Origin of the sequence: Streptomyces sp. NBC_01166 (genome assembly GCF_045039765.1) — a bacterium.
In the GTDB taxonomy this organism is placed as follows: Bacteria; Actinomycetota; Actinomycetes; order Streptomycetales; family Streptomycetaceae; genus Streptomyces.
Window position 1 is genome coordinate 760,695 of the sequence record NZ_CP108613.1, and the last position, 25,175, is coordinate 785,869.

Genomic DNA, 25,175 nt, shown 5'->3' on the forward strand with positions numbered 1-25,175 from the left:
CCCCGCCCTGGCAGGGGCACATCAGGATCTGAGGGGCGCGGAGAGTGCGCTCGCTCAGCGCGGAAGGCCTCGTCGGGCCACGATGAGCCGGGTCCGGCCGTCAATCGTTCGTGTGGGAGCACCGGCTGCCCTCGGCCCGCCTCGGCACCCGCATCCGGCGCATGAGGTCGCGCGTCCCGCGCCGATCGAGCGTGGTGCGCCAGACGACTCCCGGATACCGGGCCCGCAGGTGGGAGAGCGCTCTGGTGCCCAGCCCGCTGCGATGGAACTGCTTCTCGATGAGCACATCGGTGATGACCGCCTCCGCGCAGGAGGCGCAGAGGCGGAAATCCACGTGGCCCACCACCTTGCGCACGTGTACCAGGAGCAGACACTGCGTGTCACCGGCGCCCCGGCCGGGCGACTGCACCAGCTCGACCTCGCTGTAGGCGAGCATGCGCCGGTGCCAGTCGCCCTTGCGGTGCCTGAGCAGTCGGTGGCGGCCCCTGCCACCGTGGCGCGCGGGGTGTTCCACGTCGTCCGGCCCGCGGAGGGGCGCACCGTGGAGCGTGTCCGTCCTGGCCTGTGCGTAGCTTCCCTGCATGACACACGCCTGCCCCGCCTGCCGCGACCGATGCGTCCCTGCGGCCGGACGGCCTTCAGGTGCCGGGACCGGGGTCCGGCCGGACGGGCTCGGTGATACCCGCTCTGGCGGCCTCCAGCTGTGCCGCGAACGCGATCCCGAGGAACAGGACGATGCCGGTCAGGTTGGCCCACAGCAGCAGCGCCACGAATGCGGTCAGTGGCCCGTAGACAGCACCGAACGAACCACTTTTGCCCACGTAGAACGTGAGCAGCCAGGTGGCCGCGACCCACAGGACCAGATGCACGGCGGATCCGAAGACCAGCCACGTGTAGCCGGGCTGCACACGCCGGGGTGACCAGCGGAAGATCACCGCGGAGGCCAATGCGGCGCAGACCGTTCCGACCGGTATTTCGAGGACATCCCACCAGCCGAGCCAGGACCGCGACCAGCCGAGGGCCTCCACCACCGAGTCCCCGACGGCTTCGCCGGCGACCAGCACGAGGAACCCCAGCATCAGCGGCAGCCCCGCGGCGACTGCCAGCAGCAGGCCGCGACCGTACTTGGCGAGGAAGGGGCGATCGCGCTCGATGCCGTAGATGCGGTTACAGCCTCGTTCGATCTGGCCCATCGCCGAGGCGAGATTGAGCACGGCGAAGCCGAGGCCGAACCACATCGCCAGCGCCCCTGCCGTCGTGGAACCCGCGCTCCGGCGGGTGTCCCGCAACGCTCCCTGCACGAGTTCCACGCTGGCGCCGGGCACGATCCTTCCGAGCGTCAGCTCGATCACTCGGCCGATGCTCTCGGTGTGCACCGTCGTGGCCACGCCCACCAGCGCGATCACGAAGGGCACCATGCCCACGACCACCTGAAATCCGAGGGACCTCGCGAAGGAGAATCCGTCGGCATACCGGAACCGTGCGAAGGCGTCGAGGAGCAGCTTGCGCCCGCCGTAATGGCGCAGCGCGCTGAGAGCTTCGTCCCCCGAAAGCTCCTCCCCGATCATGTCCCGCGTCTGCGGCACATGGACGACTGTCCCCATGGCACCTCTCCTACGACTGTCGGTTCTGCTGTCCCGACCCGCCCGCACAGTAGTTCGTGCAGGGACAGCAGAGCCATCAGCCCCTGGACCTGCGCACCACATGGGCGGACGGCAGAGGCGGGGTGGTCATCGTCGGACGGCTCCGTGGTCCGTCCGCCGCGGGAAGAGAGGGGCCAGTTCCTCGGCCAGGGCGGTGAGCTGGGCGCGTCCGGGGTGTCCGGCGAAGGCCGCGATCTGGAGGAGGGATCCGCCCCCGCGCACGGTCAGCAGCTCGGTGTCGAGCAGCCCTGGGACGATCCGGCGGATCGCGTCGGTGGCGGCGGGTTCGGCGAGCAGCTCCGCCAGAGGCGTACGGAGACCGAGGGCCCCTTCGGGGAACTCGCCGGAACGGGCGGCCGGTTCACGGGCCGCCTCGGCACGCTCGCGCCGGCCGGCCACCAGCAGGTGGGCCTCGGTCACCTCGTCGGGGTCCTGCGTCAGGCCGAGCCGCTCGTACTGGTCGTCCGGCGCCTCGCTCGCCTTCAGCCGCTCCACCAGCAGCCCCACGCCCTTGGTGAAGCCGAACGGTTCGGCGAGGTTCGGATCGGACAGCTCTCCGGAGGTGAAGCGGCAGGCGTGAGCGGGCCGAGCCCACGGGCGGCACCGATTGCGTGATCAAAATCTGGTGCGGTTAACATATGAGCACCGCCTAGCTCGAAAGATGGACTTGTGACTGCCACCGAGGACTCGTTCACCAATTGGAAGACCCGCGAGGAGATCGCGGAGTCGATGATCCCGATCATCGGGAAGCTGCACCGGGAGCGGGACGTCACGATCCTGCTCCACAGCCGCTCCCTGGTGAACAAGTCGGTGGTCAGCATCCTCAAGACCCACCGTTTCGCCCGGCAGATAGCCGGCGAGGAGCTCTCGGTCACCGAGACGCTGCCGTTCCTGCACGCCCTCATGGCGCTCGACCTCGGCCCGTCGCAGATCGATCTGGGCATGCTCGCCTCGACGTACCGGACGGACGACCGCGGCCTGTCGGTGGGCGACTTCACCGCCGAGGCCGTCGCCGGCGCCACGGGCGCCAACAAGACGGAGCGCCGCGAGGCGCGCGACGTGGTGCTCTACGGGTTCGGCCGCATCGGCCGCCTCCTGGCCCGCCTGCTCATCGAGAAGACCGGTTCCGGCAACGGCCTGCGCCTGCGCGCCATCGTCGTACGCCAGGGCGCCGGGCAGGACATCGTGAAGCGCGCCTCGCTGCTGCGCCGGGACTCCATCCACGGTCAGTTCCAGGGCACGATCACCGTCGACGAGGCGAACAGCCGGATCATCGCCAACGGCAACGAGATCCAGGTGATCTACTCCGACGACCCGACTGCGGTGGACTACACGGCGCACGGCATCAAGGACGCCATCCTCATCGACAACACGGGCCGCTGGCGCGACCGCGAGGGGCTGTCCAAGCACCTGCGCCCCGGCATCGCGAAGGTCGTCCTGACGGCGCCCGGCAAGGGCGATGTCCCCAACATCGTGCACGGGGTGAACCACGACACGATCAAGCCGGACGAGCAGATCATCTCCTGCGCCTCCTGCACCACCAACGCGATCGTCCCGCCGCTGAAGGCGATGGCGGACGAGTACGGCGTGCTGCGCGGTCACGTGGAGACGGTCCACTCGTTCACCAACGACCAGAACCTGCTGGACAATTACCACAACTCGGACCGTCGGGGCCGCTCGGCGCCGCTCAACATGGTCATCACCGAGACGGGCGCCGCCTCCGCAGTCACCAAGGCGCTGCCCGACCTCGACGCGAAGATCACCGGCAGCTCGATCCGGGTCCCGGTGCCGGACGTCTCGATCGCGATCCTGAACCTGCAGCTCGCGCGCGGCACCGACCGCCAGGAGGTCCTCGACTACCTCCGCAACGTGTCGCTGACCTCGCCGCTCAGGCGCCAGATCGACTTCATCACCGCTCCCGACGCGGTCTCGAGCGACTTCATCGGCTCGCGCCACGCCTCGATCGTCGACGCAGGAGCCACCAAGGTCGAGGGCGACAACGCGATCCTCTACCTCTGGTACGACAACGAGTTCGGCTACTCCTCCCAGGTCGTCCGGGTCGTCCAGCACGTCTCCGGGGTCGAGTACCCGACCTACCCGGCACCGGCGGTCTGATACGGGCGGAAGACCCTACGGCTCCCGGGGCCACGAGGCGGCACCGGGAGCCTTCGCCATGGCCCGGTCAGACGGTCCCGCTGCGGACGGCGGTGACCGCCACCGTGGTGGAGGCCATCGTGAATCCGCCGCCCATCGCGTCGATCGCGGCCCCGACCTCCTTGAGCACCTTCGCCAACGGTTCCGACGGGAGCCGGGTGAGGGGACCTTGGGTCGGCAGCAGGTCCAGCCATTCGTCCCGGGTGTAGGCGCGCTCCCAGTCGAAGCGCCACCGCTCGGCGTCACCGAAGCCGCCTGCCTCACGGATCCCGTCCGCGGCCCTGTCGAGGATCGCCTCGTACGCGCCCCCGGACCGCTCGGCCGCCGGCCGGCTGAACGGTGAGTCGGGCACCTCCCGCCGGTAGGCCGTCACGAAGGCGTCGGTCACCTCGGGCGGAGGCTCGAAGACATGCCAGAACGCCGCCAGCCGCCCGCCGGGCCGCAGCACCTGCGCGACCTTGGCCGCACCGGCGACCGGGTCGATCCAGTGCCAGGCCTGCCCGGCGACGACCATGTCGAACCGGCGGTCACCCGGATCCCAGGCCTCCAGCGTGGCCACCTCGACCTCGATGCCGCTGTGCCGCGCGATGTCGGCCATCCGCGCGTCGGGGTCGACGCCGAGCACGGTGCAGCCGGCCGCCCGGAACTGCCGGGCTCCGATGCCGGTGCCGCAGCCGACATCGAGGACGCGGGTACCGGGGCAGGCGGCGATCACGGCCTGCACCAAGGCGTCGGGGTAGGGAGGACGGGCCCGGTCGTAACGCTCGGCGTCCGAGCCGAACGACTCCGCCACCTCCCGGGCCCGATGGGGCTCACCCCCGGAAGGCGCTGTCTGCTTGTTCGGTAGAGTGGGCATGCGCCCACCTTAGTGGGCACATGCCCACTCGCTCAAGAGGCCGGATGAGAAACGGGGAGCACGATGCCGACAGGGGTGCACATCCACGACGCGCGTCAACAGCTGTTCGACGCCGCGGAGCGTGTCCTGCTCCGGGACGGACCGAGCGCACTGACCAGCAGGGCGGTCACCACGGAGGCAGGGTGCGCCAAGGGCGTCCTGCACCGCCACTTCACCGACTTCGACGCCTTCCTCGCCGCACTCGTCGTGGAACGGACCGGCGAGGTGGAAACCCAGGCAGCCGCCCTGCGGGACTCCGCGGGGACGGGCACGGTCACGGGCAACCTCACCCCCGCGCTGACGGCCCTCTTCGGCTCCGTCGCCGTGGCGATCATCCCCCTCATCACCTTCCGCGACGAGCTGCGCGCCAGACTGCGCCGGACCTGGCCGTCCGGCGTCCCCGTCCTGTCGGAGGGGGTGACGATGGTCGCCTCCTACCTCTCCGCGGAGCGCGACCTGGGCCGCATCGACGCGGACGCCGACATCGGCACGCTCGCCCCCACCTTGATCGGGGCCGGGCATCTGCTGTTCGCCGACCGGGACAACCCCACGCCGGGAGCCGACGCGGTGCACAGGATGGTGGCCACGGTCCTCGCGGGCGCCATGAGTGAACCGGCATGACCGGAGCCCGGACATCCGCACGGGGTCGGTGACGGCGTGCGGCCCGTTTGCCGTCGGCCACGCCCCTCCCTCGTACGGGAACACCGGTGCGTGTCGCGGGGGCCCTTCACCAAGGGCAGCGCTGAGCCGGCACCCACGCGCGCGGCGGGCCGGTCTCAGACCGGGTCCGCCGCCTCCGCCTCCGGCAGCGGCTGTTCGGCCCAGATGGTCTTGCCGGTGCTCGTGTAGCGGGTGCCCCAGCGCTCGGTGAGACTCGCGACGAGCAGGAGGCCGCGTCCGCCTTCGTCGAAGATCCGGGCACGGCGCAGATGGGGGGCGGTACTGCTGCCGTCGAAGACCTCGCAGATGAGCGCGGTGTCCCGGATGAGGCGGAGCCGGATCGGTTCGGCGCCGTAGCGGATGGCGTTGGTGACCAGTTCGCTGACGACCAGCTCGGTGGTGAACACCGCGTCGTCCAGGCCCCACTCCGTGAGCTGGGCGGCGGCACGCTTACGGGCGTCCGAGACGACGGACGGGTCGGCGGGGAGGTCCCACGCGGCGTAGTGGCCCGCGTCGAGCCTCCGGGTACGGGCCATCAGCAGGGCGACGTCGTCGTTCGGCTGTTCGGGAACCAGCGCGTCCACGACGGTGTCGCAGGCTTCTTCGAGGGAGTACGTGGAGCGGCCGAGGAGGTCGCGGAGCTCGGCGAGGGCTTGATCGACGTCCCGGCCCGCCGTCTCGATCAGGCCGTCCGTGTACAGGGCGAGCCGGCTGCCCTCGGGCAGCTCGAACTCGGTCCCCTCGAAGGTCAGGCCGCCCACGCCGAGCGGTGGCCCGGAGGGCAGCGGCAGCTGTCTGACGGTGCCGTCCGGGGAGGCCAGCATCGGCTCGGGGTGGCCCGCCCTGGCCATGGTGCAGAGCCCTGTCGAGGGGTCGTAGACGGCGTAGAGGCAGGTGGCACCGGCTACCTGCGCGCCCTCGGAACTGTCCGTCGGCTGTTCACGGTCGAGCGTGAGCACCAGGTCGTCGAGCTGGGTGAGGAGTTCCTCGGGTGCGAGGTCGACATCGGCGAGGGTCCGTACGGCGGTGCGGAGCCTGCCCATGGTGGCCGAGGCGTGGAGACCGTGGCCGACGACGTCACCGACCACCAGCGCGACCCGCGCCCCGGAGAGCGGGATCACGTCGAACCAGTCCCCTCCGATGCCCGCCCCGGTGGTGTTCGGGAGATAGCGTGCCGTGACCTCGACCGCCTGCTGCCGGGCGGCCCGGCGCGGCAGCAGGCTGCGCTGCAGGGCGAGCGCCGTGGCCCGCTCCCGGGTGTACCGACGGGCGTTGTCCACGCATACGGCCGCACGCGAGACGAGTTCGGCGGCGAGCTGCAGATCTGCGGCGCCGAACCCGCCGGGGGTCCGGTGCCGGCAGAACATGGATGTGCCGAGAGTGATGCCACGGGCCCGCAGCGGAACCACCAGAATCGAGTGGATCCTGTTCTCACGCAGGCTCCGGGCCCGTGCGGGATCGACCATTCTCCAGCGTTGCAGCGTCTCCTCGCCGACGGTGAAGCGCACCGGCTCCCCGAGGACCAGTGTGCGGCCCACCTCGGAGTCCCGGTCGTACGCATGGGTCTCACCGAGGGGGACGACCGACTCGGGGCACCCTTCGAGCACGGACTGCTGGGCCACCCGGTGGAAGCTGATCGTGTCCCCGTGGAGCACCGAACGCGCCTCGTCGCCCGTCAGCACCTCGGAGAGCAGGTCGACGGTCACGAAGTCGGCGAAGTCCTCGACGGCGAGCTCCGCCAGCTCCTCGGCGGTGCGCCCCACATCGAGCGTGCTGCCGATGCGCCCGCTGGCCTTGCTCAGCACGGCCAGCCGCCTGCGCGCCATGAACTGCTCGGTCGTATCGAGTGTCACGACGGACACTCCCTGGACCTCGCCGGCGGCGTTCCGTACGGGCGACATCGCCGCCTGCCAGATGTGCTCGCTGCCCGCCACCACGAGATGCGTCTCGTACGGCTCGCCCTCGCCCGTCCTCAGCACCCGGTCGATGGCTTCGGTGAGCCCTTTCCCGCCTTCGAGGAACAGTCCGGGCTCGATCTCCCCGGGCAGGAGCCCGATCAGGGAGGCTTCGGTCTTGCTGACCGAAGCGGCCGCTGCCGCATTGGCCATGGCCAGCACCTGGTCCCGCCCGAAGTAGGCCACGGGCACCGGCAGCTGCTCCAGGATCTGGCGGCGCACCTCGTCGGACGGCACGCAGGCGGGCCTCTCCTCACCCACGGCCTCCGGTGTGGGCTCACCACTGCCGGCCGACGGGCCCGCTCGGCCCGTCCCGTCCATGCTCATGGGCTCATCACTCGTCCTCCCCGCCTAGGCAGGTCGCCCACGAACACCCATATGCGACCTTTGTTCAAGAATGCCTTCGCGGGTTCCCGCTCTCAACCGCCGACTCCCCCCGGCGCAGCCGATTGGCTCAGCGGACCCCGACGGCGAGCGGGCCGCCCGCGTGGAACGCCAGCTTCGCGAAGCGTTCGCCTATGCGACGGTGCGTGGCGGCGTCGGGGTGCAGGGCGTCGGGGAGCGGCAGCTCCGCGGAGTCGGCCTCGCCGTAGAGTTCGCGGCCGTCGAGGTGGTGCAGATTCGGGTCCTCGGCCGCCCGCTGCTCGACGATGCGGGCGAGTTCGTCCCTGATGATGCCCAGCGTGAGCTTGCCGGCAGCCGTTTCGGCCGGGTCACCCGCGGCGCTGAACTTCAGCTTCCCCTCGCTGAGGGCGCTGTGGTCCGGTGCGCTGGGGCCGGGGGTCTCCTCGTGGATGGGACAGAGGATGGGCGAGACGACCAGCAGCGGGGTGGTGGGGTGTCCTTCGCGGATCGTGTCGAGGAAGCCGTGGACGGCCGGGGTGAAGGCGCGCAGGCGCATCACGTCCGTGTTGACCAGGTTGATGCCGATCTTGACGCTGATCCGGTCGGCGGGTGTGTCCCGCAGGGCGCGGGCGGTGAACGGGTCGAGCAGGGCACCGCCACCGAACCCCAGGTTGACCAGCTCCACCCCGCCGTGGGCGGCGGCCAGCGCGGGCCAGGTGCCGGTGGGACTCGCGACATCGGAGCCCTGACTGATGGAGCTGCCGTGATGGAGCCAGACCGTCCGGCCCCGGTCCGGGACCGGCTCGACCGGGGCGTCGGTGCGCAGGGCCACCAGCTCGGTGGTCTCGTTGTGCGGCAGCCAGATCTCGAGTTCCTTCAGGTCCGCGGACAGACCGCTGAAGCGGAGGGTGCCCACCGGTCCCGGCCGGAACCCGGCCGATCCGGTGGCCATGTCGATGGTCAGGGTGTTGCCCCCCGTCACGGTGGCCTGGTCCGCGAGGCGGCCGTCGACCAGCAGGTCGTAGACGCCGTCCGGCCGGGGCGGGGCCCCCGCGTACGCCCTCTTGGTGGGCAGGGTGTCCAGCTCCACGACGGTCGCCCGCGTACGCACGACGAGGCGCACGCCGGAGGGCTGGGCCTCCGCCATGGCCAGCTGGCCGTCGGTGTTCCGGGCGCGCGCACGGGCGGGCAGCCGGTGCGGCAGCAGGCCGCGCTCGGTGCGCTCCAGGTCGAGGGCGCCCCGCAGGAGGTCCTCGGTGAGGGGGGTCGTGCTCAGCTGGGTGCTCATTGTTCGTACCTGTTCCGTCGTGCGTCGGCTCGGCCGGGTGGGGCCTGCCGGATTCAGGGCGCGGGCCAGTTCCGCAGCAGGGCGTCGAGGGCGTCCAGGACCCGCGACCAGGTCTCCTGCGTGCCGGGGGCGCTGTGGCTGAAGCTTCCGCCCGATTCCAGGCTGATGTAGCCGTGGAAGACGCTGCCCAGCAGCCGGACCGCATGTGTCTGGTCGGGCTCCGTGAGGTCGTAGCCGCGCAGGATCGCCCGCGTCATCTGGGCGTGCCTCGGGCCGGCACTGGCGGCGGCCGCCTCCGGGTCGAGCCTGAGCTGCGCCGCGGCGTAGCGGCCGGGGTGCTCCCGGGCGTAGTCGCGGTAGGCGTTGGCGAACGCCTCCAGCGCGTCCTTGCCGGCTCGTCCGGCCAGAGCGGCGGCGACGCGGTCGGCGAGTTCTCCCAGGGCCAGCAGGGCGATCCTCGTCCTGAGGTCCTGGGAGTTCTTCAGATGCGAGTAGAGGCTCGCGTCCTTGACGCCGAACTGCCGGGCGAGTGCCGCGACGGTCACGTTGTCGAAGCCGACCTCGTCCGCCATGTCCGCTCCGGCCTGCGTCAGGCGTTCTGCGGTCAGTCCTGCTCGTGCCATGGTCACCCTTCCTCCGCCGGATTCGATTATGCATTTACCTAGAGGCATTAGGCAAATGATCGAGGCTTCTAGGTAAGCGTTCACGGAGCCGCGCAGACGCCGTCGCCACCGCGTGCTCAGCCGCCGTGGACACGAGCCGCGGGGAGGCCGGCCAGGATCGCCGCGACCGTCTCGTCCGGTGTCTGCCGCGAGGTGTCCAGCCTGAGGCCGATGCCGGGCGTCTCCTCCCGGAGACTGTGGTCGAGCGCCTCGACCGTCCAGGCGCCGTAGCCGGTCTTCGGGCGCGCCGCTTCCCTGTCCCGCACGACCTCGGCGGAGGGAGCCAGCACGACGACGTACAGGGGGCGTGTGCGCACCCTCCCGACGTAGCGCTCCAGGTCCGCGCCGAGGACGATGTCCTGGACGATCGCGGTCCACCCGTCGCGCGCGTACTCGTCGGCCACGAGCGCGGAGAGCCGTTGGCGGAGCTCCAGTTGGGCCCTGGCCTCCGCGGTCTCCTCCGGCATCAGTTCCTCCCGGCCCGAGACGGTCATGCGGCGGAACACGTCACCTCGCACATGCGCCGCGCGGGGCAGACGCTCGGCCAGGAGCTGGGCCACGGTCGACTTCCCCGACGCCATCACACCGGTGATCAGGACGACGGCCGGGCCGGGTTCGATGTCCACACGGCTCCTCTCGCTCACATACGCCAGACGCTGACGCGAGAGCGTACCCGCGCGGGGAGCGGGGCGCGGCCCGGGATTTCGGCCGCTGAAGCCCGCCCTCGCGTACGGACCGCGTCAAGAAATGCACCCCTCCCGTATGGAGCCCGTCAACGGCGCTCAACACCCGGCAGGCCATGCGGTTTGCTTTTCTTCGGCCACACCGGCCGATTCCATTCATTCCACTTCATACAGGAGCTCACGATGGCCGATCTGGCCTTCGTCGCCACCACGATCGCGGTTTTCGCACTGGTGGCTCTCATAGCAAGGGGGGTGACGAAACTGTGACCGCCGAGACCATCGCCGGCCTGGTCGTGGCCGTCTCCCTGCTGGTGTACCTCGTCCTTGCGCTCGTGTACCCGGAGAGGTTCTGAAGCTCGATATGAGCCCTGTAACAGCTGGTGTGCTTCAGTTGCTCGCGCTGATTTCCGCGCTTGCCCTCGCATACCGTCCGCTCGGTGACTACATGGCCCGGGTCTACTCCTCGGAAAGGCATTACCGGCCGGAGAAATGGATTTACCGTGCCGTCGGAGCCGATCCGTCGGCATCGATGCGCTGGCCCGCCTATCTGCGCGGAGTACTCGCTTTCTCCGCGGTGAGCGTCCTCTTCCTCTACGCGCTTCAGCGTCTGCAGGGGGCTCTGCCCGGTTCGCTCGGCTTCGTGTCGATCGACCCGGACCAGGCGTTCAACACCGCGGCGTCCTTCGTGGCGAACACCAACTGGCAGTCGTACTACGGCGAACAGGCCATGGGCCACCTCGTACAGACCGGCGGCCTCGCGGTGCAGAACTTCGTCTCGGCCGCTGTCGGCATGGCCGTGGCCGTGGCCCTCGTACGCGGGTTCTCGCGCTCCCGCACCGGCGAGCTCGGAAACTTCTGGACGGACCTGGTGCGCGGCACCGTACGCATCCTGCTGCCGATCGCCGTGATCGGCGCCGTTGTCCTGGTGGCGTGCGGTGTCATCCAGAACTTCTCCGGCATCCACGAGGTCGGGCAGTTCACGGGCGGCGCGCAGCAGTGGAACGGGGGCGCGGTCGCCTCGCAGGAGGTCATCAAGGAGCTGGGTACGAACGGTGGCGGCTACTTCAACGCCAACTCCGCCCACCCTTTCGAGAATCCGACCCCTTTCTCCAACCTGTTCGAGATCTTCCTGATCCTCCTGATCCCGTTCGCGCTGACCCGCACCTTCGGCCGCATGGTCGGCAACCTGCGGCAGGGCTACGCGATCCTAGCCACGATGGCCACCATCTGGATCGGCTTCACGGCCCTGATGATGTGGACGGAGTTCGCCCACCACGGCCCGGCTCTCGACATCGCCGGCGGTGCCATGGAGGGCAAGGAGACACGGTTCGGCATCGGCGGATCGTCGGTATTCGCCGTGGCGACCACTCTCACTTCGACCGGTGCGGTGAACTCCTTCCACTCCTCGTACACGGGGCTGGGCGGCGGCATCACCATGCTCGGCATGCAGTTGGGGGAGATCGCGCCCGGCGGTGTCGGATCCGGTCTCTACGGCATGCTGGTCATGGCGGTCATCGCCGTGTTCATCGCCGGCCTCATGGTCGGCCGTACACCCGAGTACCTCGGGAAGAAGATCGGCACCCGGCAGATCAAGCTCGCGGCGTGCTACATCCTGATCACGCCGGCGCTGGTGCTCTGCTTCACCGCGGTGGCGATGGCGCTGCCGACTCCGGCCGACTCGATGACCAACAGCGGTGCGCACGGGTTCTCCGAGATCCTCTACGCCTACACCTCCGGCGCCAACAACAACGGCTCCGCCTTCGCCGGGCTCAACGCCGACACCCAGTGGTTCAACACCACCATCGGCATCGCGATGCTGCTCGGGCGCTTCCTGCCCATCGTGTTCGTCCTGGCACTGGCCGGCTCGCTCGCCGAGCAGCACCCCGTCCCCGCCACAGCGGGCACCCTGCGGACCGACAAGCCCCTCTACGCGGGCCTGCTGGTCGGCACGATCCTCATCCTCACCGGTCTGACCTACTTCCCGGCCCTGGCGCTGGGGCCGCTCGCCGAAGGACTCTCCTCATGAGTACCGTCACCCCCACCCGTGCCCCGCACGAAGACCTGTCCGGCGACGGCGCCGCGTCCGGGCGCGTCGGCGGGGGGCTCTTCGACCCGAAGCAGCTGCTCAGGTCCTTCCCGGACGCGGTGCGGAAGCTCGACCCGCGCGTCATGATCAAGTCCCCGGTCATGTTCGTGGTGTTGGTCGGCTCGGTGGTCACCACCCTGCTGGCACTCCAGGATCCGGGGGACTGGTTCGGCTGGGCCATCACGGCCTGGCTGTGGCTGACCACGGTCTTCGCCAACCTCGCCGAAGCCGTCGCCGAGGGACGCGGCAAGGCTCAGGCCGACACCCTGCGCAAGGCGAAGACCGACACGGTCGCCCGCCGGCTGAACGGCCGTGACGAGGTGGAGGTGCCCGGCACCGAGCTGCGCGTCGGCGATCTGGTCGTCTGCGAGGCCGGTGACATCATCCCCGGCGACGGTGATGTCGTCGAGGGCGTGGCGTCCGTGGACGAGTCGGCCGTCACCGGGGAATCCGCCCCGGTGATCCGGGAGTCGGGCGGTGACCGCAGTGCCGTCACCGGTGGCACGAAGGTGCTCTCCGACCGGATCGTCGTGAGGATCACCACCGAGCCGGGGAAGACCTTCATCGACCGGATGATCGCTCTGGTCGAGGGCGCCGCCCGGCAGAAGACCCCCAACGAGATCGCGCTCAACATCCTGCTCGCCTCGCTGACCATCGTCTTCCTGCTCGCCGTCGTGACCCTCCAGCCGTTCGCGATCTACGCCGGCGCCAGGCAGTCCATGATCGTGCTGGTCGCGCTGCTGGTCTGCCTGATCCCGACGACCATCGGCGCCCTCCTCTCCGCGATCGGCATCGCGGGCATGGACCGTCTCGTCCAGCGCAATGTGCTGGCCATGTCGGGGCGCGCGGTGGAGGCGGCGGGTGACGTCTCGACGCTGCTGCTCGACAAGACCGGCACCATCACGCTCGGGAACCGGCAGGCGGCGGAGTTCGTGCCGGTGAGGGGAGCGACCGAGGCGGAGCTGGCCGATGCGGCGCAGCTGTCCTCGCTGGCCGACGAGACTCCCGAAGGCCGCTCGATCGTGGTCCTCGCGAAGGAGAAGTACGGTCTTCGCGAACGCCACCAGGGTGAGCTCACCCACGCCGCATGGGTCGCCTTCACGGCTCAGACCCGTATGTCCGGGGTGGACGTGGACGGTCTCAAGGTTCGCAAGGGGGCGGCCGGTTCGGTCGTCGCGTGGGTACGGGAGCGGGGCGGCCACGTCGCCGACGACGCCGGTGCGCTCGCCGGCCGGATCTCGGAGGCCGGCGGCACCCCGCTGCTCGTCGCCGTCGAGGATGCGAAGGGCGCCCGGATCCTGGGCGTCATCCATCTGAAGGACGTCGTCAAGGACGGCATGCGGGAGCGGTTCGACGAACTGCGGCGGATGGGCATCAGGACCGTCATGATCACGGGCGACAACCCGCTGACCGCCAAGGCGATCGCCGACGAGGCGGGAGTCGACGACTTCCTCGCCGAGGCCACCCCCGAGGACAAGATGGCCCTCATCAAGCGGGAGCAGGCGGGCGGCAAGCTCGTCGCGATGACGGGGGACGGCACCAACGACGCCCCGGCACTCGCCCAGGCGGACGTCGGCGTGGCGATGAACACCGGCACCTCGGCCGCCAAGGAGGCCGGGAACATGGTGGACCTGGACTCCGACCCCACCAAGCTCATCGAGATCGTCGCGATCGGGAAGCAGCTCCTCATCACACGGGGCGCCCTGACCACCTTCTCCATCGCCAACGACGTCGCGAAGTACTTCGCGATCATCCCGGCCATGTTCGCGGTGGTCCACCCGGGCCTGGACAAACTGAACATCATGGGTCTCGCGTCACCCGAGTCCGCGATCCTGTCCGCCGTCATCTTCAACGCGCTGATCATCATCGCCCTCGTACCGCTGGCCCTCAAGGGGGTCAGGTACCGGCCGGCCGGCGCCGACAGAATGCTGCGGCGCAACCTCGGGGTCTACGGACTCGGCGGCCTGATCGCCCCGTTCATCGGCATCAAGATCATCGACCTGCTCCTCTCCCTCGTTCCCGGGCTCTCCTGAACCAGAAACGGCTGATCAGCCATGAACACCTCTCTCAAGAACACCGCCCGCCTCGTCGGCGCGGGGTTGCGCGCCCTGCTCGTCCTCAGCGTCATCTGCGGCGTCCTCTACCCGCTCGCCGTGACGGGCGTCGCCCAGGCGCTCTTCAGCGAAAAGGCCAACGGTTCCGAGATCACTGACGGGGACGGCCGGACCGTCGGGTCGTCCCTGATCGGGCAGACCTACAACCTGCCGAAGCAGAACCCCGACGACCCGGACGAGGTGGCGAAGCCGGACCTGAAGTGGTTCCAGCCCCGCCCGTCGAACGGTCTGGGCAGCAACAGCGTGAATCCTCAGTACTCACTGGTCCTCTCAGGTGCCACCAACCGTTCGGCGGACAACGCCGACCTGGTCACGTGGGTCACCGAGGCGAAGGCGGCGGTCGTGGCGGACAACTCCACCCCGTCCTACAAGGTGCGGCCCCAGGACGTGCCGGCCGACGCGGTCACCTCCTCCGGCTCGGGGCTCGACCCGGGCATCTCCCCGGCGTACGCGGAACTCCAGGTCCACCGGGTCGCCGAGAGGAACAACCTCCCCGTCGAGCGGGTCACGAAGCTGGTGGCCGATCACACCGAGGGCCGCACCCTCGGATTCATGGGCGAGCCCCGGGTCAACGTCCTGGAGCTCAACACCGCCCTCAAGGACGTGAGCAAGGGCTGACACAGCTCGGCGGTCAGCGGCGGCGGTTCCGGCGGGAACCGCCGCCGCTCACGTTCCGGCCTCCCCCGCCCGGGCCGCTTCGCCGTTCGGCCTCGGTCGCCCCCGAGTTCACCTCTCTTCCGAAACTTTCGAAAACTTCGGACGTGAATTCCGAACCACTTCTCATGGAGTACGACCATCAACTCCATGCCGATCGAGTGCGACTACCACTGAACTGGTAAAACAGCCCTCAGGGCATCCAATCCCCCGATCGACGGTTTCGTAATCCTTGCCGAAACTATTGACACCCGCCGGGGCCAGTTCAACACTGTTCGCCGTCGACAGACCTCAATCACTGTCGATCCGGGTCCCCCCGACCCGGCACCCCAGGCCGGTCGCCGAACACGACGGCCGGCCCAGTCCGGCCGGGACGCGCGACACCCACACGCCATCGCGTCATCGCCCGTGCACCGCACCCCCCACAGAGGGCGTCTCGCGCTGCCCGGAACCCCCACCCGGCCTCACGAGGACGAGGAGGAAAGCACGCACATGAACGACGCACCCGCACAGTCGACGAGCCGCAGACGCGGCCGACTCAGACGGTCCATCCGCAATGTCATCGCCATGGCGACGGCAGCCGTGGCCGTGCTGGCCCTGCCCGGCAGCGCGAGCGCGGACACGGTCGTCAACTCGAACCGGACCGGCACCGACAACGGCTACTACTACTCCTTCTGGACCGACAGCCCCGGCACCGTCTCGATGAACCTGTCATCCGGCGGGGGGTACAGCACGTCGTGGAACAACACCGGCAACTTCGTCGCAGGCAAGGGATGGAGCACCGGCGGACGCAGGAGCGTGACGTACTCGGGCTCCTTCAACCCGTCCGGCAACGCCTATCTCACCCTCTACGGATGGTCGACGAACCCGCTCGTGGAGTACTACATCGTCGACAACTGGGGCACCTACCGCCCGACGGGCACGTTCAAGGGCACCGTCACCAGCGACGGCGGAACGTACGACATCTACGAGACGACCCGCGTCAACGCCCCGTCGATCGAGGGCACTCGCACGTTCAAGCAGTTCTGGAGCGTCCGGCAGTCGAAGCGGACCGGCGGAACCATCACCACCGGCAACCACTTCGACGCGTGGGCCCGGCAGGGGATGAACCTGGGCACCTTCAACTACATGATCATGGCGACCGAGGGCTACCAGAGCAGCGGAAGCTCCAACATCACCGTGGGCGGCACCTCCGGCGGCGGCGGTGACGGAGGTGGTGGTGGCGGAGGCTGCACCGCCACCGTGACCGCGGGCGAGAAGTGGAGCGACCGTTACAACCTCAACGTCTCGGTCTCCGGCGCCGCCAACTGGACCGTCACCATGAACGTCCCCTCCCCCGCCAAGGTCATCTCCACCTGGAACACGAGCGCCAGTTATCCCAGCGCCCAGGTACTGAGTGCCAGGTCCAACGGCAGTGGCAACAACTGGGGCGCCACCATCCAGGCCAACGGCAACTGGACCTGGCCCACCGTCAGCTGCGCCGCCGGCTGACACCCGGCGGCCGGTACGTCCCGGCCGTGGGGCGGCGGTCCCTGCCCGCCGCCCCACGGCCAACCGTCTCTCCCCCATGCCCCCTGTCCACCAGGACGAGAAAGGACTCACCGCATGCGCATCACACCACGCCTGTCCCTGCGGCCGGCGGTCACGGCACTGGCCGTCGCCGCGATGGCCGCGACCGCCACGGTCGCCGTGGACACCACGCCCTCCCACGCCGCGGCGGGCGCCGCCTGCAGCGGATACGTCGGGCTCACCTTCGACGACGGCCCGTCGGGCAGCACCCCGGCCCTGCTCAACGCCCTCAGGCAGAACGGGCTGCGGGCCACGATGTTCAACCAGGGCCAGTACGCCGCAGCCGACCCGGCCAAGGTGCGGGCGCAGGTGGACGCCGGCATGTGGGTCGGCAACCACAGCTACACGCACCCGCACCTGACCCAGCAGAGTCAGGCGCAGGTCGACTCGGAACTCTCCCGGACCCAGCAGGCCATCGCCGCCGGGGGCGGGGGTACGCCGAAGCTGTTCCGCCCGCCGTACGGTGAGACCAACTCGACGGTGCAGGCGGCCGCGGCCAAGTACGGCCTGACCCAGATCATCTGGGACGTCGACTCGCAGGACTGGAACAACGCGAGCACCGACGCGATCGTGCAGGCCAACGCCCGGCTCACCAACGGCCAGATCATCCTCATGCACGACTGGCCGGCCAACACGCTCGCGGCCATCCCGCGCATCGCGCAGGGCCTGGCGAGCCGAGGGCTGTGCGCCGGCATGATCTCGCCGCAGACCGGCCGAGCCGTCGCTCCTGACAGCGGTAGCAGCGGTGGGGGCGGTGGCAGCGGCGGTTGCACCGCCACCGTGACCGCGGGCCAGAAGTGGAGCGACCGTTACAACCTCAACGTCTCGGTCTCCGGGGCCGACAACTGGACCGTCACCATGAACGTCCCCTCCCCCGCGAAGATCCTCTCCACCTGGAACACCAGCACCACCTACCCCAGCGCGCAGGTACTCAGCGCCAAATCCAACGGCAGCGGCAACAACTGGGGGGCCACCATCCAGGCCAACAGCAACTGGACCTGGCCCACCGTCACCTGCTCCGCCGGCTGACACCCGGGCGCGTCCCGGGCCGGTGGGGTGGTGGCCCTGCCCGCCGCTCCCACCGGCCCGGCCGCGTCTGCGAACAGCCCTGCCAGGGACTCACCCGGTACGTAGGCGACATCACCGGCGAAGTGCCCTTGTCCGACAGCGGAGTTGCGCTCCATCCGACTCCCGGGCACTCCCGTTGCCTATTCTGGTCGCAAGCTGATCATCCGCTGCCCCGCACACCCAGGAGTTCGCCATGTCCCGACCGGAGAACGATGCCCCCGCCCTGCGCATCGACACCAGCAGACCCCATCCCGCCCGGATGTACGACTGGTTCCTCGGCGGCAAGGACAACTACCCGGTGGACGAGGCCATGGGCAGGCAGATGCTGGCCGTCGAACCCTCGGTCCCGGTCATGGCGAAGGTGAACCGGGCGTTCATGCACCGCGCCACCCGGTGGCTGACCGAGCAGGGGATCCGGCAGTTCCTCGACATCGGCACGGGGATACCCACCGAGCCGAATCTGCACCAGGTGGCCCAGCAGGCGGCGCCGGCCGCCCGGGTCGTCTACTGCGACAACGATCCCATCGTCCTGGCGCACGCCGAGGCCCTGCTGAAGGGCACTCCGGAGGGCGCCATCGACTATGTGCAGGCGGACGCCCGCGAGGTGGACGCCATCCTCGAACACGCCGGCAAGACCCTGGACTTCAGCCGGCCGGTCGCGCTCTCGTTGATCTCGTTGCTGCACTTCGTGAGCGACGAGGACGGGGCCTACGAGCTGGTGGCGCGGCTGACCGAGGTGCTCGCGCCGGGCAGCCATGTGGTGATCTCGCACCTCACCGCCGACTTCCACCCGGCGGAGGCGGGCAAGGTCAACGAGATGTACAAGGCCAACACCCTCACCCTGGCACCCCGCACGCGAGTTCAGTTCGCCCGCTTCTTCGACGGACTCGACATCGTCGAACCGGGCATCGTGGCAGCGGAAGCCTGGCACCCCGGACTCGGTGAACCCGTCCCCGGCCAGGACGACATCGTCAGCGCGGGCTATGTGGCGGTCGGCCGCAAGCCGTAGGCCGTCCCATGGAGCCGGGCCGTCGCTCCGCGGGGGGTGACGGTCCGGTATGGCTGACAAGGCGTTGTTGACCTCGTCGGCGGCCCCGCCTGATTCTCGGATGATCCGCTCGTACGCCGAGAACCAGGGAGGCAACACCATGACGGCCACAGCCGGAGAGACGCCGGTTCCCTATCCCTTCAACGAACCGGACGGGATCGGTCTGGCGGACGCGTACCACGAAGCTCTGGAACGGCCCGGCCTCGTGCGCGTACGCATGACGTACGGAGACCCCGCCTGGCTGGCCACCCGGTACGCGGACGCGCGCCTGGTCCTCGGCGACCGCCGCTTCAGCCGGGCCGAGGCCCTCCGCCACGACGAGCCGCGCCAGTCGGAGGGGAGCCGGGACAGCGGCATCCTGAGCATGGACCCTCCGGGGCACACCCGGCTGCGGACCCTGGTGGCGAAGGCGTTCACCGTGCATCAGGTGGAGAAGTTACGCCCCTGGGTACGGAAGCTGGCCCATGGCCTGCTGGACGAGCTGGAGGCCCAGGGGCAGCCGGCCGACCTGGTGGAGCACTACGCGCTGCCGATTCCCGTCGCGGTCATCTGCCGCATGCTCGGCGTACCGGAGGAGGACCGCCCGAGGTTCCGGGCCTGGAGCGACGCCGCCCTCTCCACCAGCTCCCTGACCGCCGAGGAGTTCCTTCGCAGCCGTGAGGAGCTGCGCGCGTACATGGGTTCGCTGATCGACGAGCACCGGCGCAGCCCGCGGCAGGATCTGATGACGGGGCTGATCGAGGCCCGCGACACCGGGGACCGGCTCACCGAACTGGAACTGGTCGACCTCTGTGTCGGCATCCTCGTCGCCGGCCATGAGACCACCGCGACCCAGATCCCGAACTTCGTGTACGCGCTGCTCGAACACCCCGATCAGCTGAAGCTGCTGCGGGAGCGCCCCGAGCTGATCCGCGGCGCGGTCGAGGAGCTGATGCGGTTCGTCCCGCTCGGCAGCGGCGCCGGCTTCCCCCGTTACGCGACGGAGGACGTGGAGGTCGGCGGCACGCTCGTCCGGGCCGGCGAGCCGGTGCTCGTCGCGGTCGGTGCCGCCAACCGCGACGCCCTGAAGTTCGAGGGCCCCGGACGCCTCGACGTGGCCCGGACCGGTGTCCAGCATCTGGGGTTCGGGCACGGGGTCCACCACTGTCTGGGCGCGCCGCTCGCCAGGCTGGAGCTTCAGGAGGCGCTGGAAGCGCTGCTCGGGCGCTTCCCCGCCCTGCATGTGGCAGGGGACCTGAAGTGGAAGAACCAGATGCTCGTGCGCGGTCCGCGTGAGATGCCGGTGGGGTGGTGACCGCCGTGGCGTGGACGACCGAGGTGGACCGCGAGCTGTGCATGGGTTCGGGCATGTGCGCGGGTATGGCGTCCGATCTGTACGCCCTCGACGACGAGGACCGGGCCAGGCCAGTCCGGGAACGGATCGCTCCTGACGAACGCGCGCTGGACGCCGCGGACTCGTGCCCCGCGGCGGCGATCCTGGTCCGCGACGGGGACCGGGCGATCGGGCCGCGTCCCTGAGAGGGGGGAGGCCGGGCTGCCGCGTCAGCCGTCGGCCCGGCCCCCTGCCTCGGACCCGTCTTCCCGCACCCGGACGCAGGACAGGACCACGACGAGAGGCCAGAACGACTGCGCGAACGTGAGGACGCGCTCGGCCGCACCCGCGGTGTCGAGCACGAGGAGGGCGAGCAGGAACCAGGCACCGCCGAGCCATATCAGCGCGGCCGCCACGATGGACGGCCCGGCCCGCAGCCCCCAAGGCGGAACCGTACGCGGCACGCCGGCGGCACCTGGCCCGGACGAGGCTCCCCGGCCGGCGGTGGAGCGTCGCACGGCCAGGACCGGCCACACCGCGAGCAGCGAGAACCCCACGGCCACGACGGCGCCGTGCGAGAACGAGCCACCACTGCTCGGTGCCGGGAACAGAGCCAGCAGCATCGCCGAGACCCCACCGCCGGCCAGGGCCACCCGTCCGAACGGCGCGGCGGGTCGCAGTCCGCACGCGGTCACCACGTGGCAGGCTCCGAGGGCGAGCAGAGCGGACGTCATCACCCAGTAACCGGCGGCGCCGTCGGCGGCCAGGATGCTGATCGTCGCCGACGCGGGATCGTAGCCGGACCCCTGGAGCACCGCGGAGACCGCCCAGCCGCCGACGAGGAGGACCGGGGCGCACACCGAGGAGAACAGGACCCACCAGGAGACAGACCGCATCGGTGAACGGTAGAGCGCCCGGACCGGCAACGGGCGGTGCACACGCAGGAGAGCGCGTACTCCGCTCGCAAGCGGGTACACGCGTGACGGTGGGTCACACGACGGCGTGTGCAGCCGCACCGCTAGGCCGGGCCGGACGAAGGCCCCCGTGTCCCGGCGCCCCGCACCGGACGTGGATCTGAACAGAACAGAGGAGAACCTGCTGTGCTGACACCCAGTCCTCAGGACCTGAGAGTCGCTCTGGCCCGCTACGCCGACGCACGGATCGAGGACGCGCGCCGCTCCACCGACGCGACCGCCCGTGCCGCGGAGGACGCCGCCTACACCCTGTGCGTGATGACCGGCACCCAGACGGTTCCGCAAGCCCTCCATGTCGCCGACACCATGCTCGGCATGCGGACAGCGGTCTCCCCCGCCCTCCGCCGGACCGTCGGTACGCAGCGGGACGACAAGCTCCAGGCCGTCTGACCCGCGGCTGCACTCCGGCTCGCCCCGCGTTGCCCTTCGCCCGCCGTGCCCGCCGTCGGCCTAATCCCGCCCGGCGTCGCCTCACCCCCGCGACGCTGGTCGGGTGGACGACAGCCGAGCGGGAACGGGCGAGGAGAGGAACGCGGAACGGCTGACCGCCCTGTCCGACGGAATCTTCGCCATCGCCATGACCCTGCTGGTGCTCGATGTCCGGGTGCCGCCGGGACTGACCGCGGACGGCTTCCGGGAAGCCGTCCGCGAGGTGGTGCCGGATCTCGGCGCCTACGCGTTGAGCTTCACGATCCTGGCGGGCTTCTGGCGGGATCACCGCCGGATCGTGGAGCTGGTCCCGCGGTTCGAGGGGCGGTCGCTGAAACTCGCGCTCGCCTGGCTCGGCACCATCGCGCTCATCCCCTTCCCGACCGCCTTGCTGTCGGAGTACGCATCCGAACCACTGGCGGTCGCCGTCTACGCGGGCGCGGTATGCCTCACCAATCTGCTGGAACTGGCAGTGCTGCGGACAGGACTGCACGGGACATGGCCCTCCGATCCCGCCACGGAGCGGACCGCCCGCTTCGTGGCCGCCGATCTGGGGAACACCGCCCTGGTCTTCGGCGCCACCGCCCCGCTCGCCTACGCCGTGTCACCCTTGGCCGCCATGCTGTCCTGGCTGGCCCTCCTGCCGCTCAAGGTGACGCTCGGCCGCCGGTACCGCCGCGCCAGGTCCTCCTGACGCGGGGCCGGACAGCGGTCCGGCGCCGTCGTCGTCCCTCGACGGCGCCGGACCCGCTCACCTGTGGGCAGCCGTCAGCGATTCGTAGTACGCACCGAGCTGACGCAGATAGAAGAGGTCCCCGGTGTCCTGATCACGCTCGAAGCGCGGGGCCTCCTTGATCTGCTCCTTGGTGCACCCGACCTTGATCACACGCTCGACGTCGTCGACGCCGGTCACCATGCCGGCGGGCACGACGACGCTTCTCCCGAACTTCCAGACTCCCGCGTCGATCACCAGATGGTCGAACCCCGGGACCGGCGAGAGCCTGACGACGGTGCCCACGCTCCCGTCCGGTGCTTCCACGTCGTACCCGATGACGCCGTCACCCAGTGCGCCGTCCGCCTGTGCCCGCCCCGCCCAGACCTTTTCCATGGTCACCTCCTTGCCTGGCAGCCGGCCGTTCCGGCTGCCGGACCTTCCATATGCCCCTGCGAGCGCGAGCGATGCGGGCCGGGCCGGCCTGATACCCGGACGACGTCACAAAGCCATCTCGTACGCCCCGGACAGGGCCTCGACCCGGTCCCAGACCCGTGCCGACCGGGCGTCGTCCACGACGGGACGCCGCACCGCGCCGATGGCCCAGCGCTGCTGTCCCTCGGTGGCCGAGTCCTTGCCGTGCAGCTCGACGGCGTTCGCGGAGAAGTCGCGGACGAGTACGGAGAACAGCTCGTCGAGCACGTCCTCGTCCAGTCCGGTCAGCCTGGCCTGCTCCAGGATCAGCTGCCCGTGCACCACCAGGGCGAAGAGCTGGCCGACGGACAGCAGGAAATCGAGGTCGCGGCTCTGCTCCTCGTCGGGCGCGGAGTCGGACACGAAGTCGCACAGCGCGTCCGCCTGCTCCCGGAAGCGGGCGACGTTGGGGAGCGCGGCGTAGGCGTCGTAGGCCGGACGCCAGTCGTGGAAGCGTACGGAGCCGAGGCCGCGGGCCGGTCCCTGCCGGAAGAGGAACGCGTCGTCCGCGGCGTCCAGACGCGTCGTCACGGGTTCGTACCCGGCGGGGTCCAGCAGGTGGTTGCGCATGAACTTCAGGATGAGGGCGAGATTGACGTGGACCGTGCCCTCCAGCTTGGGCAGGCTGCGGATCTCCACGGCCGCCTGGGCGAAGTACGTGTCCTTCTCGAAGCCCTTGGCGGCGATGACGTCCCACATCAGGTCGATGACCTTCTCGCCCTCCGTGGTCACCTTCATCTTCGTCATCGGGTTGAACAGCAGGTAGCGGCGGTCGTCGGGACCGGCCGAGCGGAAGTAGTCGACGGCGCGGTCGCTGAACAGCTTCATGCCGACGAGCCGGACGTAGGCGTCGGCCAGCTCGCGGCGGACGTGGGGGAAGGCGGTGACGGGGCGGCCGTAGAGGATGCGGTTCTGCGCATGGGTGACGGCCTCGTACATCGCGTGCTCGCAGATGCCGATCGAGGCGGTGCAGAGGTTGAACTTGCCCACATTGACGGTGTTGAGGGCGGCGTCGAAGGCGGCGCGGCCGGTGTGCAGGACGTCGTCGGGGCCGACGGGGTAGCCGTCGAGGCGGAACTCGCTGACGTACTTGGAGGAGTCGACGACGTTCTTCACCAGGTGGTAGGCGGGGTGGCGGCTGTCGGCCGCGAAGAAGACGTAGCCCTCCGGACCCTCGACGTCGGTGCGCCTGCCGAAGACGGAGACGAGTCCGGCGGCGTTGCCGTTGCCTATGTAGTACTTGGAACCGGTGGCCAGGAAGCCGCCGTCGCTGTCCGGCTCCAGGAGCATGTCCGTGGAGTAGATGTCGGCGCCGTGCGCCTTCTCCGAAAGGCCGAAGGCGAACACCTCGCCCTGGCTGAGGAGTCGTGCCGCGCGGCTGCGGGCGGCGGCGTTGTCGCTCTGCCAGACCGGGCCGAGACCGAGGATGGTCACCTGCCAGGCGTACCAGTAGTCGAGTCCGTAGAACCCGAAGATCTCGTTGAGCGCGGCGATCCGGGCCGTGTCCCAGCGCTGGCCGTCTCGCTCCGCGGCGGAGGCGGGGGTGAGGAAGGTGGCGAAGAGGCCTTCCTTCGCGGCGAATTCGAGGAAGTCGCCCAGCCAGGCGCGCGTCCGGTAGTCCTCGATCAGCCGGCGCTTGCCGCGGGCCTCGAACCAGTCGACGGTGGCGCGCAGCAGCCTGCGGGTCTCCGGGTCGAAGTGTGCCGGGTCGTAGGTACGAGGGTTGAACAGCAGCGGGTCGGCCATGGTGGCACGCCTTCCGGGAGGTTGTGGGCGGGAGGATGCGGTAGCGGGTTCAGCTGCGCGGATGGTCCGCGCCGAGCCGGTGGAGAGTGGCGAGTACGTCGTCGAGCCAGGCGACCGTCATGCGCTCGTAGGCGATGCCGCCGCGCAGCACGACGTGCTGCAGCTCCTGCCCCGCGTCGAGCGGCGCGGGGGCGCCGGGGCCGGTGAAGTCACGCAGTTCCCCTGCGAGGTAGTGCGCGAGCCGGTCGCTGTGCACCCGGTGGTGCCGCTCGACCTCGTGGAGCAGCGCGGCCGGGTCGTCGAAGGCCGCACCACGGATCTTCACGGCGAGGTCGTGGCGGAGGCTCTCGGGTTCGATCGGTTCGTGCAGCCAGCCGGAGAGGGCGGCGCGGCCCGGGCCGGCGACGGAGTACTCCTTCTTGTCCGGCCTGCGCTCCTGCGGGACGTCGCGGACGTCGAGCAGGCCGTCGCTCTCCATGCGCTTCAGGACGCGGTAGATCTGCTGATGGGTGGCGGTCCAGAAGTAACCGATGGACCGCTCGAACCGCCGGGCGAGCTCATAGCCCGAGCCCGGCTGTTCCAGCAGGGAGACGAGGATCGCGTGTTCGAGCGCCATGCCCCGATCGTTCTATGCAACTGGTTGCATAGCAAGCGGCGGCGGGCGGGTGAGACGCTCCTCACCCGTCCGCCGCCGTGTGGACGAC

At 70.0% G+C, this 25,175-nt stretch carries 25 protein-coding genes; 13 read left to right on the plus strand and 12 right to left on the minus strand.

The genetic code is table 11. The features are described from left to right. Window positions 1-100: 100 nt before the first annotated feature. The 3 genes from OG379_RS03730 to OG379_RS03740 form a co-directional block, all read right to left on the minus strand. On the minus strand, window positions 101-583 hold the full coding sequence (locus OG379_RS03730) for a hypothetical protein (RefSeq protein WP_405659219.1): 483 nt from the start codon (window positions 581-583) through the stop codon (window positions 101-103). Between the two features lie 55 nt (window positions 584-638). Then, on the minus strand, window positions 639-1,604 hold the full coding sequence (locus OG379_RS03735) for a YihY/virulence factor BrkB family protein (RefSeq protein WP_405659221.1): 966 nt from the start codon (window positions 1,602-1,604) through the stop codon (window positions 639-641). A gap of 126 nt (window positions 1,605-1,730) precedes the next feature. Then, window positions 1,731-2,150, minus strand: coding sequence for a hypothetical protein (locus tag OG379_RS03740; protein WP_405659223.1), 420 nt, complete (start codon window positions 2,148-2,150; stop codon window positions 1,731-1,733). Window positions 2,151-2,312: 162 nt separating this feature from the next. Here OG379_RS03740 and OG379_RS03745 point away from each other — a divergent pair, with 162 nt between their 5' ends. Continuing rightward, window positions 2,313-3,758 carry a glyceraldehyde-3-phosphate dehydrogenase gene (locus OG379_RS03745; RefSeq protein ID WP_393754829.1) on the plus strand — a complete coding sequence of 482 codons (1,446 nt, stop codon included), beginning with the start codon at window positions 2,313-2,315 and terminating at the stop codon, window positions 3,756-3,758. A gap of 67 nt (window positions 3,759-3,825) precedes the next feature. On the opposite strand, the gene OG379_RS03750 is transcribed toward OG379_RS03745, so the two are convergent. Beyond that, complete coding sequence (locus OG379_RS03750; RefSeq protein ID WP_405659226.1) at window positions 3,826-4,653, minus strand: class I SAM-dependent methyltransferase; 828 nt, start codon at window positions 4,651-4,653, stop codon at window positions 3,826-3,828. Between the two features lie 63 nt (window positions 4,654-4,716). Between OG379_RS03750 and OG379_RS03755 the strand changes: the two genes are divergently transcribed. Further along, entirely contained in the window at window positions 4,717-5,313 is a 597-nt protein-coding gene (locus OG379_RS03755; protein ID WP_405659229.1) for a TetR family transcriptional regulator, read from the plus strand. Window positions 5,314-5,468: 155 nt separating this feature from the next. Here OG379_RS03755 and OG379_RS03760 read toward each other — a convergent pair whose 3' ends face one another. The 4 genes from OG379_RS03760 to OG379_RS03775 form a co-directional block, all read right to left on the minus strand. Continuing rightward, entirely contained in the window at window positions 5,469-7,634 is a 2,166-nt protein-coding gene (locus OG379_RS03760; protein WP_405659231.1) for a SpoIIE family protein phosphatase, read from the minus strand. Window positions 7,635-7,761: 127 nt separating this feature from the next. After that, a complete protein-coding gene (locus OG379_RS03765) occupies window positions 7,762-8,940 on the minus strand; it encodes a GDSL-type esterase/lipase family protein (RefSeq protein ID WP_405659233.1) in 1,179 nt (392 codons plus the stop codon). Window positions 8,941-8,993: 53 nt separating this feature from the next. After that, on the minus strand, window positions 8,994-9,563 hold the full coding sequence (locus OG379_RS03770; RefSeq protein ID WP_405659236.1) for a TetR/AcrR family transcriptional regulator: 570 nt from the start codon (window positions 9,561-9,563) through the stop codon (window positions 8,994-8,996). A gap of 116 nt (window positions 9,564-9,679) precedes the next feature. Next, complete coding sequence (locus OG379_RS03775; RefSeq protein ID WP_405659239.1) at window positions 9,680-10,228, minus strand: AAA family ATPase; 549 nt, start codon at window positions 10,226-10,228, stop codon at window positions 9,680-9,682. Window positions 10,229-10,548: 320 nt separating this feature from the next. Between OG379_RS03775 and kdpF the strand changes: the two genes are divergently transcribed. From kdpF to OG379_RS03820, 9 genes are all read left to right on the plus strand, one after another. Beyond that, window positions 10,549-10,638, plus strand: a complete 90-nt coding sequence (gene kdpF, locus OG379_RS03780; RefSeq protein WP_351274347.1) for a K(+)-transporting ATPase subunit F — start codon at window positions 10,549-10,551, stop codon at window positions 10,636-10,638. Between the two features lie 8 nt (window positions 10,639-10,646). Beyond that, window positions 10,647-12,311 (plus strand): potassium-transporting ATPase subunit KdpA, encoded by a 1,665-nt coding sequence (gene kdpA, locus OG379_RS03785; protein ID WP_405659242.1) that lies wholly within the window; start codon window positions 10,647-10,649, stop codon window positions 12,309-12,311. After that, window positions 12,308-14,404, plus strand: a complete 2,097-nt coding sequence (gene kdpB / locus OG379_RS03790) for a potassium-transporting ATPase subunit KdpB (RefSeq protein ID WP_405659245.1) — start codon at window positions 12,308-12,310, stop codon at window positions 14,402-14,404. The genes kdpA and kdpB overlap by 4 nt, the downstream gene beginning before the upstream one ends. A gap of 21 nt (window positions 14,405-14,425) precedes the next feature. Next, window positions 14,426-15,103, plus strand: coding sequence for a potassium-transporting ATPase subunit C (locus OG379_RS03795; protein ID WP_405659247.1), 678 nt, complete (start codon window positions 14,426-14,428; stop codon window positions 15,101-15,103). 528 nt (window positions 15,104-15,631) lie between these two features. After that, window positions 15,632-16,630 (plus strand): glycoside hydrolase family 11 protein, encoded by a 999-nt coding sequence (locus OG379_RS03800; protein ID WP_405659249.1) that lies wholly within the window; start codon window positions 15,632-15,634, stop codon window positions 16,628-16,630. A 114-nt stretch (window positions 16,631-16,744) separates the two neighbouring features. After that, complete coding sequence (locus OG379_RS03805) at window positions 16,745-17,737, plus strand: polysaccharide deacetylase family protein (protein WP_405659252.1); 993 nt, start codon at window positions 16,745-16,747, stop codon at window positions 17,735-17,737. 232 nt (window positions 17,738-17,969) lie between these two features. Then, window positions 17,970-18,785, plus strand: coding sequence for an SAM-dependent methyltransferase (locus OG379_RS03810; RefSeq protein WP_393754855.1), 816 nt, complete (start codon window positions 17,970-17,972; stop codon window positions 18,783-18,785). Window positions 18,786-18,924: 139 nt separating this feature from the next. Beyond that, the gene (locus OG379_RS03815) at window positions 18,925-20,118 is read left to right on the plus strand and encodes a cytochrome P450 (RefSeq protein ID WP_405659255.1); all 1,194 of its coding nucleotides are present in this window, start codon (window positions 18,925-18,927) and stop codon (window positions 20,116-20,118) included. Continuing rightward, window positions 20,115-20,342 (plus strand): ferredoxin, encoded by a 228-nt coding sequence (locus tag OG379_RS03820; protein WP_393754859.1) that lies wholly within the window; start codon window positions 20,115-20,117, stop codon window positions 20,340-20,342. Before OG379_RS03815 ends, OG379_RS03820 begins: the two co-directional genes overlap by 4 nt. 24 nt (window positions 20,343-20,366) lie before the next feature. Here OG379_RS03820 and OG379_RS03825 read toward each other — a convergent pair whose 3' ends face one another. Continuing rightward, window positions 20,367-21,032, minus strand: coding sequence for a DUF998 domain-containing protein (locus tag OG379_RS03825; RefSeq protein WP_405659257.1), 666 nt, complete (start codon window positions 21,030-21,032; stop codon window positions 20,367-20,369). A 204-nt stretch (window positions 21,033-21,236) separates the two neighbouring features. On the opposite strand from OG379_RS03825, the gene OG379_RS03830 reads away from it, so the two are divergent. Then, a complete protein-coding gene (locus OG379_RS03830; protein WP_405659260.1) occupies window positions 21,237-21,500 on the plus strand; it encodes a DUF5133 domain-containing protein in 264 nt (87 codons plus the stop codon). A gap of 103 nt (window positions 21,501-21,603) precedes the next feature. Continuing rightward, complete coding sequence (locus tag OG379_RS03835; RefSeq protein ID WP_405659263.1) at window positions 21,604-22,233, plus strand: TMEM175 family protein; 630 nt, start codon at window positions 21,604-21,606, stop codon at window positions 22,231-22,233. Window positions 22,234-22,290: 57 nt separating this feature from the next. Here the strand turns inward: OG379_RS03835 and OG379_RS03840 are convergent, their stop codons facing one another. From OG379_RS03840 to OG379_RS03850, 3 genes are all read right to left on the minus strand, one after another. Then, window positions 22,291-22,647 (minus strand): hypothetical protein, encoded by a 357-nt coding sequence (locus OG379_RS03840; protein ID WP_405659266.1) that lies wholly within the window; start codon window positions 22,645-22,647, stop codon window positions 22,291-22,293. 105 nt (window positions 22,648-22,752) lie between these two features. Then, window positions 22,753-24,471 (minus strand): acyl-CoA dehydrogenase family protein, encoded by a 1,719-nt coding sequence (locus OG379_RS03845; protein WP_393754869.1) that lies wholly within the window; start codon window positions 24,469-24,471, stop codon window positions 22,753-22,755. Window positions 24,472-24,520: 49 nt separating this feature from the next. Beyond that, the gene (locus OG379_RS03850) at window positions 24,521-25,087 is read right to left on the minus strand and encodes a PadR family transcriptional regulator (protein WP_405659269.1); all 567 of its coding nucleotides are present in this window, start codon (window positions 25,085-25,087) and stop codon (window positions 24,521-24,523) included. Between the last annotated feature and the right edge of the window lie 88 nt (window positions 25,088-25,175).